Here is a 15651-nt window from a genome sequence, read left to right as displayed (position 1 = left end):
TTCGCCTTCGTCGATCGTTTTTTTATCCGCCCACCGCAACGCTGACATCGCCTATCCGCTTCTGTGCCGCTCACTTGCCGTTGATGCCCATGATGCCCGGTTTCCGCCATCGATGGCCGGCATTCTTCCAATTTTTCCCTATCCCAAAGGAGGTCGCCATGGAAAAACCGATTATCAACTACGAAAGCCTGGTCCGCATCACCCGTTCCATTTCGATGATTCGTGATCCCGAGGAGATCGTGCTGATTTCGGTCGAAGGGATCACCAGCGCCCTGCGCGTAAAAGGCTGTGCCCTGTTTCTGTTCGACCGCAAAAGCGAGGCGCTGTCCCTGGCCGGCAGTTTCGGCCTCAGCCGCGAATACCTGGACAAGGGGCCGGTGAGCGCACTCAAATCGATTTCGTCGTCCCTTGAGGATGGCCAGCCGGTCGCCATCTTCGACGTCAGCGACGACCCGCGGATTCAGTATCCGGATGCCGCGCAAAAAGAGGGCATCGCTTCGATCCTCTCGGTGCCGATCCTGATCGGTGATCACATTATGGGGTGTCTGCGGGTCTATACGGCCGAGCCTTGGGAATTCGGGCTGAACGACGTGAATTTTGTCCAGGCCGTGGCCCAGGTGGTCGGCATGGCCATGGAACTGTGCCGCGTCAACAAGGGCTACAAGGACAGCATCGATATTCTCAAGAGCATGCGTGACCCCCGAACGTTGAAGTTCAAACGACGAACACCCTACGAGGGCGTGCCCAAAAGTTTTTCCAACGATGAGATGGCCCACCAGGCCGAGGCATAGCGGTTTCACGCATTACCGAGGTCGTCTTTTTCACGCGGCCGGAGACAAAACCGAAGCGTTTGTGCTTCGGCCGCAGCCCATCCCATTTCCTCCGGATTCTCTCTTATGGCCATCTTTCGCTTAAGAAACGCGCCCTCGTACCGATAGGTCTGATGGTTCCATGTTCCATTGAAGCATAACCGTTGACGAACAGCGAAACGATGAAATCAATCATGTCCGAGACCGTCCTGACCGAAGCATGCCCGATCGAGGAGCGCAGGCAACAACAAGGAACCCGGTGCTGGGTCATCCTGAATTTGTTTCTGTTTCCCATATCCGCCTATTTCGCCCTTTTACGGGTCAGGCGGTTCACATTGAAAAAAGGATTTCTCCATCTGGGTGTCATCCTGCTCTTGTTGGGAATCCTGCTCGTCTCCGCGGTCCTTCAAGTCCTGCTCCCGATGGCCGGCCGTCTGTGGATGCTGCTGCCGATGGCCTCGGGGGTTGTTGTCATCCTGCTCAACCGCGGTCACATCGCTCGTTTTCAACCCTTCTGCCGGACCCGCCGGCTGGCCCCCCGACAGATCAGGCTTCTGCTGTTTCTGGTGGCCCTTCTGACGTTGATCAGCGTGCTGCCGGAAATCGCCCTGATGGCAATGAAGGACGCCCCGACCGCCGCCACGGCAGGCATGGCCATTGTGCCCTTGTGGCAGCGGATCGCCATCCTGGTCATCGGCACCCTGGCGGTCTTTGCCGGCTATGCCACCAACACGGCAAAGGATATTTCATTGAACCGGCTGGTCATCCTGTATGCCTGCTTTTTCGTCATCGTCACCCAGATCAACATCCTGCTCTTTATCGCCGGCAAATGGCTCGGTCTTTCAGGGGGCGTCGTCATGGAAGCGGTCGCGGTCCTGTTGGCCGCCATCCTGGCCCTGGATTATTGGGATGCCATCTCCTTCGGCCAGTTCACGCGGCGCTATGCCCTTTTGACCTGCACCAAGATGCTCTCCTTCCTCTTTCTCTGGCTCTGCTTCTGGGGGCTCCCCCAGAAAACCGCGGCAGCCTACCTGGCCCACTATTACGACCATGGAAAACGCCCGCCCCTGGCACTTCCCGCCGACAACCTGCTCTTTCCGGATCAGGGTGTGTTCAAGAGTGGTCACACGACCCTGCGCCGCCTCCGGACCCTGGCGTCCGAGGCCTTGATCGGCGGCCGGCCCGAAATGCTTTCGCAGATCATGACCGGTATGGAAAAAAACGGAGCCATGCTCTGTATGGCCGGCGACGATGTTTGCCGCCTGAAGGCCCAGTTGTCCCGTGGAAATACGGGGGCAAGCGGCCCCGCGCCACCAAAACTGCCCTTTTTTCGGCCGATGGACGAAGACTGGGATGTGTTTTTCAGCGCCCTGATCCAGCAGGAACGCCTGCAGACATCGGATCTCTCCGAAATCGTCGCCGCGTTCAAGGCCCGGCTGCCCAAGTCGGCGTCCGGCCGCCTGCCCGCAATGGACACGCCCTACGACGCGCAGTATGTGGCCCTGGCCACCAACCACCGACTCGATTTCGTCCCGCCGTCCATGGAGACCATCGATGCGCTGCTCCGGAAAGGACGGGTTCCGATCCTGCGCCTGCCCCTGGCCGGCAGCATCCGATGGAGCGCCCTGCTCTTCCGTGACGATGCGTTAGGGATCGCCTGGTTCCGGGTCGAGGTCGGCGGACCGATGCAAACGGCGATTCAGACCCTTTTCGACGCCGGAGAGGCCCGGCATTTTCGCGAAACCATCCTGGCCTGCCAGATGGTCCCGCTCGCGTTGGACTACCTGGCCACCCTGGTTCCCCAAATCGGTGAACCGATGCTCGTGATGACCCCGAGCGGCCTGGAACCGGACCTGATGGACCGTTTGGGCAAAACATCCCTTCGGGAAATAAAAACCGCCACCGCCAGGGTTTCCCAATCCTCCCGACGCCCGAGACGCTTGACGAAAGTCCTGCCAGCGTCCCTGAATCGGCATTTGCCCGCTATCTGCTCAGCGTTGTCCGGCTCTACGATCAAATCACGCCCAAGGCCCTGGACGAGCGCCTGTTCCCCAACCCGAAAGACTTCAATTCGGCGGAAAGTTGGGCCGCGCGGCTCGACGGCGCCCAGGCCATCCTCCGCGAAACCGGACCGCTGAGGGATTGGGACCGCATCGCCCTGGCCCACAGCTTGGAAGAGAACCACCTGGCCGTCACACGGCCGCAACTCTTTCTCGACCTGGCCCTCCCGCGTCCCGTATCCACCAACATGGTCGCATGCCAGGAAGCCCTCCAGATCGGTCGTCGATTGTATCTCATGGGACATTACGCGGATGCGGAATATTACTTGGGCATTGCCCATGCCCGGCATCCATTCAATTCTAAATATGAACTCTGGCATCGAGTGGCCCAATTGAAACTGGACCGCAAGCCTGCGCCCCTACGCGTGCCGCCCAGTCGGCAGGCCGGGCTGTGGGTCTATGCCCAGACGTTAGAGGACATCAAAAACGGCCGGGACGAAGCCGCCCGCAAACGTCTCGAGGCCGTTCTCGATCGGGACAGCCATGATTGCATGGCCAATCACCTGCTCTCGACCTATTTTCAAAAACCATTGAACGAAGCGTATTTTTATCCGTCACCGGAGGGTTTATAGTGAAGACCAGCCATCCTCTCAGCGGCTGGAAGCTGGCCATCTATGCGATTGTTCTCGGGCCGGCGTTCCTGTTCATCCATCTTTGGTCGCATCGCCGAACCTACCCGCTGATCCGCATCCTGGCCTTTCTTCCGCTGATACTCTTACTGCTTTGTGCCGGATTGAGCCTGAGTCTTGCGGCCAATCCCATCTGGACCCGGATTTTCTATGGCGTGTTGATGGCCTGATCATCGCCGGCGTGATCACCCTCAACTGGTCCACCACGGCGGCCACCCGATCCGGCCAACCCACGCCCCGCCCCAAAATCCGTTTTTCTCGCGGTCTGGCCTGGATGATCTTCATGGGAATCGTCTTTTTCGGTCTTTCCAAGGGCGTCCAGGCCATCAATTATTGGCTTTTCGGTGAGTATGTGATGGTCTACTTCTCATCGGCGGCCAGCACCTTCACCATGTGGCTTCCGGTCGGTGCCATTTTCGGTTTTTTTACGGGATTGGCGGCAGCAACTATTTCGATCGCGACCTGGGCGCCTTCAACCGGTCCCTGGCCATGGCGATTTATCTGATCATCATCGCCAGCCTCATGATCCTGACGCTGATTGTCTACCCCCTGCAGCGCCTGACCCCCATCGCCTATACACCGCAATTGGCCGATCTGCTCTTTTACACCTTCACCGCTCTGGCAGTACTGCTTGCAGCACTGTTTTTCATACCCGGCGGTGTCGCGCATGGCCTGCCCAGAAGCATGGCCGCCGTCACCCTGGCCATGCCGCTGATCATGCTGCACGCCATGCTCATGTCCGGCTACACGACCACCCTGAACCTGACCGCCGCATCGCTTCTGGAGGGCGGCGGCAATATCGACGCGGCTAAACGCTGGTATGCCAAGGCGGCACCCTATATCGACCATGATCCGCTGCTGGCAGCCCTTAACCATCGCCAAGGCGTTCTTAACGTTCTCGACGGGAATTACGAGGCGGCCATCACGGCCTTCAAAAAAGTAATCAGCGACTACTCGGAGGATTTCGCCGTCTACGCAAAAGCCCGTCGCTATGTGGAGAGTTACCGGAAGAACCAAACACTGCCGGTCCGTGGAAGAAAAATACTCTCGGTCAGGCATCGCACCTTCGAGCAGGCGGCCTCCTGCTTTCCCAACTCACTGGCCGTGATTTTAAGCTTTTATGAAAAACAGGCCACCCCTACCCGGGCACTCAGCTATGCCATCAAGGAAGGCTTTGACAAAGGGACCTTCATCTGGAAGGCCGACACCTTTTTGAACCGCCGCGGCTATCAGCTGATCACCACCTTCTGGCAGACCCGCCAGACCCTGATCCGCCTGCTGGAGGCGGGCTATCCGGTGCTGATCTACATCCCCGGCCATGTCTACACGCTGTACGGCTATGATGCCAAGATGGACATCTTTTTCTGCTACAACACCGCCAAGCTGAACCGCTGGGACGATGCACCCTTTTTTGACTTCCAGCAGGAGTGGCTGCGCAACGGCTTTCTGATGAGCGTTGTGGTCAAAAGCGGCGATGTGGAAAAGGTGCGGACCGTGGCACCGGCCCTCTTCGACCACCAGAGGGCCTACCAGGACTATCAAAAAACGGTGCTCAACCGTTATTACGCGTCCAGGAAGAACTACTGGCCGGACGGCAACCGGCAACACGCGGCCGAAGCGGCCGGTTTGGACGCCCTTGTTTTCAACGACGACATCTTCCACGAGAACGGTTTTTCTTCTCTTCCCTGGCATCCGGAAGCATGGGATCAAACGGTCGCACCGCTCTTGAACCAACCCTGGTCCACGTCATGGGGCGTCACGGAACGCCAGGTGGTCTACCTGTTGTTCCACCACCAACCGGAAAGGGCCCGCCAGCTCCTTCAGCACTATCAGCACCACATCGAGGAGGAAAACTTCTGGATCCATGACCGGCTGGTGAGAATGCGCCTGGCGACGGCCCTCCAGGCCGGTGACCCGGCGGAAGTGCGATCCATTGCCGACAACCTCATCGGTATCGCAAACAACGATGATGGGGGCTCCTACTGGGGATACTACTTCAAAGCCGTCGGCCTGGTGGATGCGGGCGATCCCGCTCGCGCCGCGCAGCTGCTGCTACCGCTGTTGAACAAATCCACGCTTGAATTTAGCGGCGCCGAAGCCGATTTTTGGCATATTGTGCGCCTTTTGGCGGATATCCAAGCCCGCGATCCGGCCCTGATCCCCGCCGACAAGGCCAAGGTCCTGGATCTTTATCGGATCCGTTTGGCCATGGATCCGTAACGCAGCACCGGGACTATGCATCCTCCGGAGGGACAAACCATTCTTTTTTCGGTAAACCAGATCCTGGCTGCGGGCAATCAGGGTGCCGCGCGTTTCTTCCACCACGGTGATCTCGTAAAGCCCGGTCCGACCGGCCAGATGGCACTCCCGGGCCTCGGCCACCAAACGATCGCCAAGGGTTGATGCACTTAAAAAGGTAATGCTCACGTTGAGCGCCACGGCGGTCTGGCCGCGGGAGTTACTGGCCGCGGCAAAGGCCAGATCCCCCAGTGCGAAGATGATGCCGCCATGGGTGATACCGTGAAAATTGGTCATCTGATCGGTGACCGTCAGGGCCGCGCGGCTGTGTCCCGGCGCGAGAATGGTGACTTCGGCCCCCAGCAAACGCATGAAGGCATCGCTTTGAACATGCGCATCGATGGCGGCTTCGCGGTTTTTTCCGGCATTTAACGTCTCCTTGGTCAGTCAGATGTATTCTATTGGCGCCAACCCCTCATACAGCCGCACCGCTTCCAAAAGACCGACCGTCCCGGTCATCATGTTGTCACCCCATGGCGCGCCCAGCGTAATCGGCAATCTCGAGGCAGCCATCAGCCGCCGCCGGGGACCGGTGGCCAGGATCATCTGCACCCCGGCATAACCGAAGGCCCGGCGCGTATAGGCACCGTGGCCGCCTTGATCCAGGACTTGACGATGGGAGAGGCGCCCCTCGGGCAAATCCTGCAGCAGCCGATCCAAAAGCTCGGCGGAGATATCCTTGGTGTGGTATTCAAAAAAGCCGCACAGCACCCCGGCTTCAACGGCCGCCCCCACCGTATGCGAGGTGGCGATATCCAGCACCAAGAGGCGCTCTTTGTCGCGCGCCTGCCGATCCAGGGATGCGCCCAGAATGGCCGCCATGCCCGAATCCATCACATAGACCCGCTCGGTGGGCAGGGCCGCGGCGTCCCGGGCGATGGTCGTCAGGCGGTTCATGGTCGCCGGAACCTGATCGGAACGGTAGAGCAGGGCCTGGGGGACGGGGTTCTTTTCCAGGGCCGCGGTAAACAGGTTGTGACGAAAATCGAGGTGTGAAACGCCGGCGGGTGCCGCGCCGTGATCCTGGGCACAGATCGCCACGGCATCGAAAGCGAAAGGCACGCCAAACCCCTCGACGAGCGATTTGAGTCGCTCGGGTTGCAGGTCGGCGCTGTGGACATGCCCAAAGCGGGGATCGTTTTTCAGACGGTCGGCCTCGGCGGAGTCGACCACCGTGATGCCATGGGCCAAAACCCGCTGACGGTCGTGGTGGATGGTTGCCGCGGCCGACGCGGCCATGACCACCCGGTTGATTTCGGCCCGCTCGATCAGGGCCTGGGACACCGCGCCCCCGCCCATCTCACCGCCCGTCACGATCAGGTCGCCAGGGATCTGCCGGATGGCATCGCCCAGCACCCGCACCGGTGATCGGACCACGGCCTTGTAATGCAACGCACTCTCGGTGTCGTAGTACAGGATATCCAGGGTGCCGGCACCGATATCCAACAGTAAATAGCGTCCCATGGGCTATTCCTTTCGTGTCAGGGTAAACCGGTCGATCTGCTCCTTGAGAAATTGCTTGAAGCCGCGGCGCTCGGTATCCAGGGCTTTCTCCAGGGGGTCGCGGTTGCAATTTTCGATCAACGTCTTGATGGTCACCAGCAGCTCAGGGTCGGCCTGGACGATCTGGGCGGCAATGGCCTTGGCCCGATCAAGCAATAGTTCCCGGGGCAGGACCTCATTGACCAGGCCCCAGGCCAGCGCCGTATGGGCGAAAACCGGCTGGCAGGAGAAGGAGATCTGCTTGGCCCGGCGCTGGCCGACGGTCTGCTGCAAAAGCTGGGTGATGCCCCAGCCCGGATGGATACCCACACGCACATAGTTGTCCGAGAACTGGGCATTTTCAGCGGCAATGATAAAATCGCAGTTCAAGGCCAGTTCGAATCCGCGATTGACGGCGTGGCCACTGACGGCGGCAATGACGGGTTTCTTACAGGCCCGCATCAATTCCGGAAGATCCCGGCCGTCCCCACGGGGGTCGAACAGATTTTCCCGGCCGACGGCGTCGAGGTCCAGGCCGGCACAAAAAGAGGGACCGTTGCCGGTGACAATGATCACGCGGATCGCCTCGGCGGCAGCCACCGTTTCCAGCATGCCGTAAAGATCCACCAACATCTGCTGGTTGATGGCGTTGCGCCGTTCGGGGCGATTGAGCGTGATGGTCGCCACCGGACCGTTCACATCCAACAATACGGGAGGTGCCATGGCGAAGTTCCTTCCAGTTGGCAAAACAGGCAAAGCTTAAAAAACGGGCGGCAAGCACATCAGGCCACCCGCATCTGATCGGGGTCGTCGGTGATCAGCCCGTCGACGCCCATGGCCAACAGTCCCCGGGTGTCGATGCGTCCATTCACGGCATAGGGGAACACCCATGCGCCCATGGCGTGGACGGCGTCCACCTGGGGCCGGGTCAGAACCCGGTAATCCGGGTGCCAGGAAAAGGCGCCAAGGCGTTTCTGCCAGTATCCCAGATGCTCATCCGCGGGACCTTCCGAAAGCAGGCCGATGGCGATCCGGGCATCCAGAAGACGCAGTCTTTCCAATACCCGCCATTCAAAACTGGATATCAGAACCGCATCGCGCATCCTTTTGGCGACCACGAGATCACAGACCTGTCGCTCCACCGCATCGATGGGGCCCTCTTTTTCAAAGGCCTCCGGCTTGATCTCGATGTTCACCCAAAGATGGCCTTTGACGGCGTCCAGGACCTGGGCCAGGGTCGGCAGGCGTTCGCCGGCAAAGCGCGAATCAAACCAGCTGCCGGCATCCAGTTGTTGGAGCCGGGTAAGCGTCAGGGCGTTGACCGCGCCCTGGCCGTTGGTGGTGCGGTCGACCGTCTCGTCGTGAATGACCACCAGCCGGCGATCCTTGGAGAGGGTGACATCCAGCTCGATCATATGGGCGCCGGCGTCGATGGCGCCCCTGAAAGCGGCAAGCGTGTTTTCCGGGTAGCGCGCGCAAACGCCCCGGTGGGCAATATACAACGGCCTGGGAATGTGATCGATATTCATCGATATGCCATGAAACGCATTGATTATCTTGATTCAAGCGAAAAATGAGTGTACCTAATATCCAGAATTTGTTCTACCATTAACTTTCTCAAACAATTTTAATATATTTAAATTCCTGAAATCCGGAAACCGGATCGAGAGCGTGTCACGCACCGAGGAGAACCCCAAATGCAAGTCACCATCAAAAAAGCGGAGCAGCTGAAAACCAAACCGGATGAAAACAAGCTGGGATTCGGCACCATCTTCACCGATCATATGTTCAACATGGATTACAGTATCGAAAAGGGATGGTACGACCCGCGTATCGAGCCCTACGCGCCGCTGGTCATGGACCCCTCCACCATGGTTCTGCACTATGGCCAGGGGGTCTTCGAAGGACTCAAGGCCTATCGCAACCCAAAAGGTGGCATCCAGCTGTTCCGGCCACGCGAAAACTTCAAACGCCTGAACCACTCCAACCACAAGCTCTGCATCCCCGAAATCGACGAAGATTTCCTTTTGGACAGCCTCAAGCAGCTGGTCACGGTGGAAAAAGACTGGGTTCCCTCGGCGCCGGGCACCTCGCTCTACATTCGACCGACCGTGATCGCCACCGACCCCTTCCTGGGCGTTCGGGCGTCCCACACCTACCGCTATTTCGTGATTCTCTCCCCGGTGGGCGCCTACTATGCGGAGGGCTTCAACCCGGTCAAAATCCTGGTCACCAAGGACCATGTGCGGGCCGTGCGGGGCGGTGTCGGCGACACCAAAACCATGGGTAACTACGCCGCCAGCCTGTACGCCGGCGAGGAGGCCCACAAGGCCGGCTACACCCAGGTGCTCTGGCTGGACGGGGTGGAGCTGAAATACATCGAAGAAGTCGGCGCCATGAACATCTTCTTCGTCATCGACGACGAACTGATCACCCCCGCCCTGTCCGGTAGCATCCTGCCGGGCATCACCCGTGACTCGGTGCTGGCCCTGGGCCGTTCCTGGGGGCTCAAGGTCTCCGAAAAACGGATCACCATCGACGAGGTGGTCAACGCCCACGCCTCCGGCCATCTGAAGGAGATCTTCGGTTCCGGAACCGCTGCGGTCATCTCCCCCGTCGGTGAGCTGAAATACGGCGACACGGTGCTGCGCGTGGCTGACGGCCAGGTCGGGCCGTTGGCGCATAAACTCTTCGAAACCATTCAAAATATCCAGTACGGCCTCGCCGAGGGCCCCCAGGGCTGGATCGAAACCGTTTGACGGTTTTAAAAGCGAATCGATGATACAAACCTTATTGCGTAAGGAGGCTCCATGAAAGTCAGAAAAGCCGTATTTCCCGTGGCTGGCCTGGGGACCCGGTTTCTACCGGCCACCAAGGCCATGGCCAAGGAAATGCTTCCGATCGTGGACAAACCCCTGATCCAATATGCGGTTGAAGAAGCCTATGCCTCGGGTATCAGCGAAATCATCTTCATTACCGGCGCCGGCAAACAGGCCATCGAAAACCACTTCGACCACTCCTGCGAACTGGAGCACATGCTCATGGCCCGGGGCAAGGATTCCGAGCTGAAGGCGATCCATGCGTTGATCCCTGACTCGGGCTCGATCATCTACACCCGCCAGAACCAACCCCTGGGGCTGGGGCACGCCATCTGGTGCGCCCGCAACATCGTCGGCCGGGAACCGTTCGCCGTCCTTTTGGCCGACGATCTGATCAAGGCCGACAAACCCGTCCTCAAGCAGATGATCGAAAAATTCGACGAATTGCAGTCCTCCATCGTTTCCGTCGTAGAGGTCGCCAAGGAAGACACCAGCAAGTACGGCATTCTGGATGCGCCGCCCCTGACCGATGGGGTCACCAAGATTCGCGGTTTGGTGGAAAAGCCCAAGCCCGATGAAGCGCCATCCAACCTGGCCATCATCGGCCGTTACATTTTGACCCCGGAAATTTTCGACATCCTGGAAGGTAAGGAAGTGGGTGCCGGCGGCGAGATCCAGATCACCGATGCCATGGCCCGCCTGCTCGAAAGCCAGGCCATCTATGGTTATCGCTATTCGGGAAGCCGGTTTGACTGTGGCAACAAGGCCGGCTTTCAGATGGCCAACCTGGCCTTTTCCATGGAACGGCCGGAGATACGCGAACAACTGCTGCCCTTTCTCAAGGATCTGCTCAAGACCGTGTAACCGTTCTCACCCCCGGTGCGCCCGGAAAAATCTTTCGGGCGCGCTGCAAAAACCGCCGCGTACCACCCAGCATCCATTCCCTCCGGCTAAAATTCTCCACCTCCACCCATCTTTATTGTGAAATGGCATATGGATTGCTTTCTTGTTTTAACGAGCAAGGCAATCAAAACCTCCATTTGATTCACTCAACCTATGCTCACTTCCTCGCGCCCCGGCATGGCGTCCCATGCCTGCCATGCCGGGGCCCTCATCTGACTTCGTTGGATAGACCAACCTTATCGGATGAAAAACCAACCATCGCCATGAGGAGGATCTGAATCATGTCCGAAGCCATCGTTGAAATTCAGGAAAATCAGTTCGACCAGCAGGTACTTCAGCAATCCAAACCCGTTATCATCGATTTCTGGGCGCCCTGGTGCGGCCCCTGCAAGGCCATGACGCCGGTATTCACCGATCTGGCCGCCACATACGGCCCTCAAATCATCTTCGCCAAGTGCAATGTCGATGAAAATCAATCCATTGCCATGCGTTACGGCATCAAGGCGATTCCGACCCTGATGCTTTTCCAGGCCGGCCAGCCGGTCGATACCATCACCGGCCTGGCCTCCCGCGCAACGGTGGAGGAGGCGATCAATCGTGCACTGGCCGGCGAAACCCCGAAAACCCCGTTCATCGTGAATTGATGGGCAAAAATAAAGAAAGGAAGCATGCATGAAATCTCTCGTGGTTTATTCAAGCCAAAGTGGAAACACCCGTAAACTCGCCGAAGCCGTTTACCAGTCCCTGCCCCCGGGCGCCTCGCTGAGCAGCGTCGACGAGGCGCCGGATCCCGGCGATTATGACTTTGTCGCCCTCGGCTTCTGGCTGCAGGCCGGCCAACCGGACCCCAAATCCCAGGCCTATTTGAAAAAACTCAACGGCCATGCGCGCGTCTTTCTGTTCGCCACCCATGGCGCCAACCCGGATTCCGAGCATGCGCGATCCGCCATGACGGCAGCGCAGGCCATGGCCGATGGCGCCACGTTCGCCGGAAGCTTCGACTGCTATGGCGAGGTGAATCCCAAGGTTCTCGAAAAAGTAAGGGCCAGACCCGACGCGCCGGCCTGGATCGCCGACGCGGACAAGGCCGTGGGACACCCCGACAGCGCCGATATCGAGCATCTCAAGGCTGCGTTGGGACAACTATTGGCATAAGGGCTGCTGAAACCGTAACGTTACCATAAGGGGGCACCATGACCCAGAAACGATTCGAAGATATTTCCATTGTATCCTGCGGCACGCTGAGCCTGGAGTTGAACCACCTGAAAAAGGAGGGGTTTCTGGACACGCCCCAGATTCTGTACACAACCCCCGGACTGCACCAGGACATTCCGGAACTGGAGCGTCAGCTGGTCCGGCAAATCGAGCGCGCCCGGCAAAAGACCCCCTATGTGATCGTGGTCTATGGCGGAAAGTTCTGCTACGTAAACGTGGATCAGCCCACGCGATTGATGCAGACCATCATTGCCGAACAGGGACCGTCGGTGGCGCGCATCGAAGCGACGCACTGCATGGACATGATTGCCAGTGAGGCCGAACGGGAGCGGATCGCGGCCGAGGCCGCCGGCGGAGAACCCGTCTGGTGGATGACCCCCGGATGGATCAAGTTTCGCAAGGAGGTGTTCAAGGGTTGGGACAAGGGCCTGGCCAATGAAAATTTTCCCAAGCATACCGGCGGCGCCATCATCCTCGACGGCGTGGGCTATATGGACACCTACATGGCCGAAAAGCCTGAGGATTTCCTTGAATATGCCGACTGGATGGGGATTCCGATCATCCCCTGGCCGGTCAGCCTCGACCGGTTTAAAAAGTTGCTGCTGGACCAGGCTGACAAGCTTCACGCAGCCGCTTAGAACCACTCAGGGTCACAGCCAGGTGTCGATTTTGGATGCCGGACCTGATCCGGCATCCAAAACCCACGGCAGGGATGAAACCTGCCCAAGCCGCCTGCAACGCATAACGTTACCGGTATTCAGGGCAAATGCTTATTCGGTGGGTCGTTTTAAAGGAATATCCCATTTTTTCATGTACTTCCATATGGCAGTATGACTCAGCCCGACCCGGCGGCCGACCTCGGCCTTGTTCCAGCCGCATTCCTCGAGCAGTGCCAGCAGTTCCGGTTTGGTCAGCGGTCCGCTTTTGGGGGGACTTGCCGTCGTTGGCGGGCAGCAAGCCGCTGCCGTAAGGGGCTGACGGATTTCGATGGGCAGGTCCGAGGCTTCGATCTGCTCGCGGTCGCACAGCACGAAAGCATGCTCGATGGCGTTTTCCAGCTCACGCACATTCCCCGGCCAGGGTGATCCATGAAAATGCGCAGGGCTTCGTGGGAGATGCGCGCCACCTTTTTTCCGGTCTTGCGATTCATGCGTTGGATAAAGTGGTCGACCAGCAGCGGAATGTCCTCGCGGCGCTCCCGCAGGGGCGGCAGATGAACCGGAAATACCTTCAGGCGGTAATAGAGGTCTTCCCGGAAATGTCCTTCGCGCACCCGGCGATAAAGATCCTTGTGGGTCGCCGTGATGATGCGGATATCGATTTTGCGTTTGCGCGAATCGCCCACCCGCTCGATCTCGCGCTCCTGTAGCACACGCAGGAGCTTGACTTGAATGAAGGGGCTCAACTCTCCGATTTCATCAAGAAAAATCGTTCCGCCGGAAGCTTCCTCGAAGCGTCCCATGCGATCGCGGTTGGCGCCGGTAAAGGCCCCCCGGACATGGCCGAACAGTTCGCTTTCCAGGAGGTTTTCGGACAGCGCGCTGCAGTTCACCGTAATCATCGGCCCCTCGTGCCGGTCACTGTTGAAATGGATCGCCCCGGCCACAAGCTCCTTGCCGGTACCGCTCTCCCCCAGGATCAGGACGGTCGCCTCGCTGGCCGCGGCCATGCGGATGGCACTGAAGACCTGCTGCATGGCGTGGCTGCGGCCGATGATGTTGTTCATCTGGTGAACTTCGGCCAGTCGCAGGGCGGCGGCCTCGGCCCGCTCCCGGGCACGGTTCAGTTCGGTCATGTCGGTCACCGTCTCGACGATCCCGATGAAATGCCCGGCATCGTCCTTGACGACGCTGGCATTCTTGATCACCGGCACATCGTGGCCGTCCTTATGGCGCAGCAGGCACTCCTTGGCTTCCGACTGACCGATTTCGAGAATGCGGCAATGCGCGATGCTGGTCGGGCAGTTCTTCCCGAAACAACGGCTGCACTGGAGGATCTGACAGGTCTTGCCCAATGCCTCCTCGGCGGCATAACCGCTGATGCGTTCCATGGCCGGATTCCAGGAGGAGATCCGGCCCTGATCGTCCATGGTGAAGACGCCATCGGCCATGGCGTCGATAATGCGATTGATGAAACGGGCATTCCAGAGTTCATGTGTCTTTGGGCTCATGGGCGGTCCTGGGAGTGGGTTGCGTTACGTTGGCGTTACCGGGCGTTACCCTTTTTGTGTAGCCTCAAATTCACCATCGGGTCAAGCCCTTGCCGCCCATCTTGACCGGAAGGGGGTCGCCAACGTATAACATCCGCGTGTTTCAACACAGAAAAAAAACCAAGGGAGAACCCATGAAATTCGTCATCATCGGAGGAGATGCCGCCGGAATGAGTGCGGCAAGCCGGGCCAAGCGCAGTCGCCCGGAGATGGAGGTCATCGTTCTGGAACAAACCGAGGATGTCTCCTACAGCGCCTGCGGCATGCCATATAACATCGCCGACGCGGACCGTGAAATGGAGGACCTGGTGGTCCGCCGGGCGGACGTGTTTCGCCAAAAGCAGGGGATCGATCTGTTTACCGGTTACGTGGTCGAGACCATCGATCGGCAAAACCGGACGGTTTCCGGAACCATTGGCCACAACCGCGAACCGTTTCGCTTCGTTTACGATCAGCTGCTCATCGCCACGGGAGGCGTCCCATCCTCCCCGACCTGCCGGGATTCGATTTGCCCGGCGTCGTGGCCCTGAAAAGCCTGGCCGACGGCAAGCGCATCAAAGCCTACCTGAAAGCCCAAACGGTGCAAAAAGCGGTCATCATCGGCATGGGCTATATCGGCCTGGAGATGGCCGAGGCCCTGCGCGAACGCCATATCGCGGTCGATATGGTCAAGCCCGGTCCCGACCTTTTGCCCTGGATGCCGCGGGAACTGGCCGGCGTCGTCCAGGCCGAACTCGCGGCCCATGGCGTCGGCCTGCATGCCGGCCATGCCGTCAAGGCCATTGAACCCGCCGACAGCGCCTATACCGTGGTCTGCGAGGACAAAACGCTTTCGGCCGACATGGTCCTGGTGGCCATCGGCATCCATCCCAACAGCGAACTGGCCGAAGCGGCCGGCATCGAACTTGGACCGGCGCATGCCATTGCCGTCGACCGGCGGCTGCGCACATCGGATCCGTCGGTTTTCGCCGCCGGTGACTGCGCCGATGCCGTTCACGTGGTAACCGGTGAGAAGACCTGGATTCCCCTGGCCTTGCGAGCCAACCGGGCCGGTTGGGCCGTGGCCGACAATGTCTGCGGCACGCCCGCCGAGCTGGACGGGGTGGCCGGCACGGCCGTTTTCAAGGTCTTCGATCTGGAAGTGGCCCGTAGCGGCCTCAGCATCGCCGAAGCCGAACGGGCCGGTTTCGATGCGGTGGCGGTCACCATCAAGAGCCGTTCCCGGGC

The 15651-nt window shown here is 59.3% G+C and carries 15 protein-coding genes and 3 pseudogenes; 13 read left to right on the top strand and 5 right to left on the bottom strand.

What is annotated here, in order from left to right:
- The first annotated feature begins 158 nt into the window (after nucleotides 1-158).
- From JCM12296_RS06785 to JCM12296_RS43695, 6 genes are all read left to right on the top strand, one after another.
- Entirely contained in the window at nucleotides 159-791 is a 633-nt protein-coding gene (locus tag JCM12296_RS06785) for a GAF domain-containing protein (RefSeq protein WP_054691222.1), read from the top strand.
- Between the two features lie 212 nt (nucleotides 792-1003).
- Complete coding sequence (locus JCM12296_RS06780) at nucleotides 1004-2947, top strand: hypothetical protein (RefSeq protein ID WP_157067421.1); 1944 nt, start codon at nucleotides 1004-1006, stop codon at nucleotides 2945-2947.
- 32 nt (nucleotides 2948-2979) lie between these two features.
- On the top strand, nucleotides 2980-3441 hold the full coding sequence (locus JCM12296_RS06775; RefSeq protein ID WP_054691220.1) for a hypothetical protein: 462 nt from the start codon (nucleotides 2980-2982) through the stop codon (nucleotides 3439-3441).
- Entirely contained in the window at nucleotides 3441-3668 is a 228-nt protein-coding gene (locus tag JCM12296_RS06770) for a hypothetical protein (protein WP_054691219.1), read from the top strand. The genes JCM12296_RS06775 and JCM12296_RS06770 overlap by 1 nt, the downstream gene beginning before the upstream one ends.
- 11 nt (nucleotides 3669-3679) lie before the next feature.
- On the top strand, nucleotides 3680-4003 hold the full coding sequence (locus JCM12296_RS06765) for a hypothetical protein (RefSeq protein WP_054691218.1): 324 nt from the start codon (nucleotides 3680-3682) through the stop codon (nucleotides 4001-4003).
- Nucleotides 3892-5718 (top strand): cysteine peptidase family C39 domain-containing protein, encoded by a 1827-nt coding sequence (locus tag JCM12296_RS43695; RefSeq protein ID WP_246804039.1) that lies wholly within the window; start codon nucleotides 3892-3894, stop codon nucleotides 5716-5718. Before JCM12296_RS06765 ends, JCM12296_RS43695 begins: the two co-directional genes overlap by 112 nt.
- A 120-nt stretch (nucleotides 5719-5838) precedes the next feature.
- Here JCM12296_RS43695 and JCM12296_RS43690 read toward each other — a convergent pair.
- A pseudogene (locus JCM12296_RS43690) lies at nucleotides 5839-6051 on the bottom strand (hotdog fold thioesterase); the annotation flags it as partial.
- Between JCM12296_RS43690 and JCM12296_RS43685 the strand changes: the two are divergent.
- The gene (locus JCM12296_RS43685; protein ID WP_246804049.1) at nucleotides 6007-6168 is read left to right on the top strand and encodes a hypothetical protein; all 162 of its coding nucleotides are present in this window, start codon (nucleotides 6007-6009) and stop codon (nucleotides 6166-6168) included. The pseudogene JCM12296_RS43690 and the gene JCM12296_RS43685 overlap by 45 nt on opposite strands.
- A gap of 15 nt (nucleotides 6169-6183) precedes the next feature.
- Here JCM12296_RS43685 and JCM12296_RS06755 read toward each other — a convergent pair whose 3' ends face one another.
- Genes JCM12296_RS06755 through JCM12296_RS06745 form a run of 3 tightly spaced genes read right to left on the bottom strand, consistent with a single transcriptional unit; the run spans nucleotide 6184 to nucleotide 8807 of the window.
- Nucleotides 6184-7260 (bottom strand): DUF1786 family protein, encoded by a 1077-nt coding sequence (locus JCM12296_RS06755; protein WP_054691216.1) that lies wholly within the window; start codon nucleotides 7258-7260, stop codon nucleotides 6184-6186.
- A 3-nt stretch (nucleotides 7261-7263) separates the two neighbouring features.
- Nucleotides 7264-8001: an enoyl-CoA hydratase/isomerase family protein gene (locus tag JCM12296_RS06750; protein ID WP_054691215.1), complete on the bottom strand. Its 738-nt coding sequence runs from the start codon at nucleotides 7999-8001 to the stop codon at nucleotides 7264-7266.
- A 59-nt stretch (nucleotides 8002-8060) separates the two neighbouring features.
- On the bottom strand, nucleotides 8061-8807 hold the full coding sequence (locus JCM12296_RS06745) for a glycerophosphodiester phosphodiesterase (protein ID WP_054691214.1): 747 nt from the start codon (nucleotides 8805-8807) through the stop codon (nucleotides 8061-8063).
- 168 nt (nucleotides 8808-8975) lie between these two features.
- Between JCM12296_RS06745 and JCM12296_RS06740 the strand changes: the two genes are divergently transcribed.
- The 5 genes from JCM12296_RS06740 (at nucleotide 8976) to JCM12296_RS06720 (ending at nucleotide 12853) form a co-directional block, all read left to right on the top strand.
- On the top strand, nucleotides 8976-10037 hold the full coding sequence (locus tag JCM12296_RS06740; RefSeq protein ID WP_054691213.1) for a branched-chain amino acid aminotransferase: 1062 nt from the start codon (nucleotides 8976-8978) through the stop codon (nucleotides 10035-10037).
- Nucleotides 10038-10088: 51 nt separating this feature from the next.
- The gene (gene galU / locus JCM12296_RS06735; RefSeq protein WP_054691212.1) at nucleotides 10089-10961 is read left to right on the top strand and encodes a UTP--glucose-1-phosphate uridylyltransferase GalU; all 873 of its coding nucleotides are present in this window, start codon (nucleotides 10089-10091) and stop codon (nucleotides 10959-10961) included.
- A 320-nt stretch (nucleotides 10962-11281) separates the two neighbouring features.
- Nucleotides 11282-11644 carry a thioredoxin gene (gene trxA / locus JCM12296_RS06730; protein ID WP_054691211.1) on the top strand — a complete coding sequence of 121 codons (363 nt, stop codon included), beginning with the start codon at nucleotides 11282-11284 and terminating at the stop codon, nucleotides 11642-11644.
- Nucleotides 11645-11672: 28 nt separating this feature from the next.
- Nucleotides 11673-12155 carry a flavodoxin family protein gene (locus JCM12296_RS06725; protein ID WP_054691210.1) on the top strand — a complete coding sequence of 161 codons (483 nt, stop codon included), beginning with the start codon at nucleotides 11673-11675 and terminating at the stop codon, nucleotides 12153-12155.
- Nucleotides 12156-12193: 38 nt separating this feature from the next.
- On the top strand, nucleotides 12194-12853 hold the full coding sequence (locus tag JCM12296_RS06720; RefSeq protein WP_054691209.1) for a DUF1638 domain-containing protein: 660 nt from the start codon (nucleotides 12194-12196) through the stop codon (nucleotides 12851-12853).
- A 132-nt stretch (nucleotides 12854-12985) separates the two neighbouring features.
- Here JCM12296_RS06720 and JCM12296_RS06715 read toward each other — a convergent pair.
- Nucleotides 12986-14304 (bottom strand): annotated as a pseudogene (locus JCM12296_RS06715) (sigma-54 interaction domain-containing protein).
- Nucleotides 14305-14558: 254 nt separating this feature from the next.
- Here JCM12296_RS06715 and JCM12296_RS06705 point away from each other — a divergent pair.
- Nucleotides 14559-15651 (top strand): annotated as a pseudogene (locus JCM12296_RS06705) (NAD(P)/FAD-dependent oxidoreductase); the annotation flags it as partial.

Source organism: Desulfosarcina cetonica JCM 12296 (genome assembly GCF_001311845.1).
GTDB lineage: Bacteria > Desulfobacterota > Desulfobacteria > Desulfobacterales > Desulfosarcinaceae > Desulfosarcina > Desulfosarcina cetonica.
The sequence above is the reverse complement of the archived record's forward strand: the minus strand, read 5'-3'. Positions and strand labels throughout refer to the sequence as shown.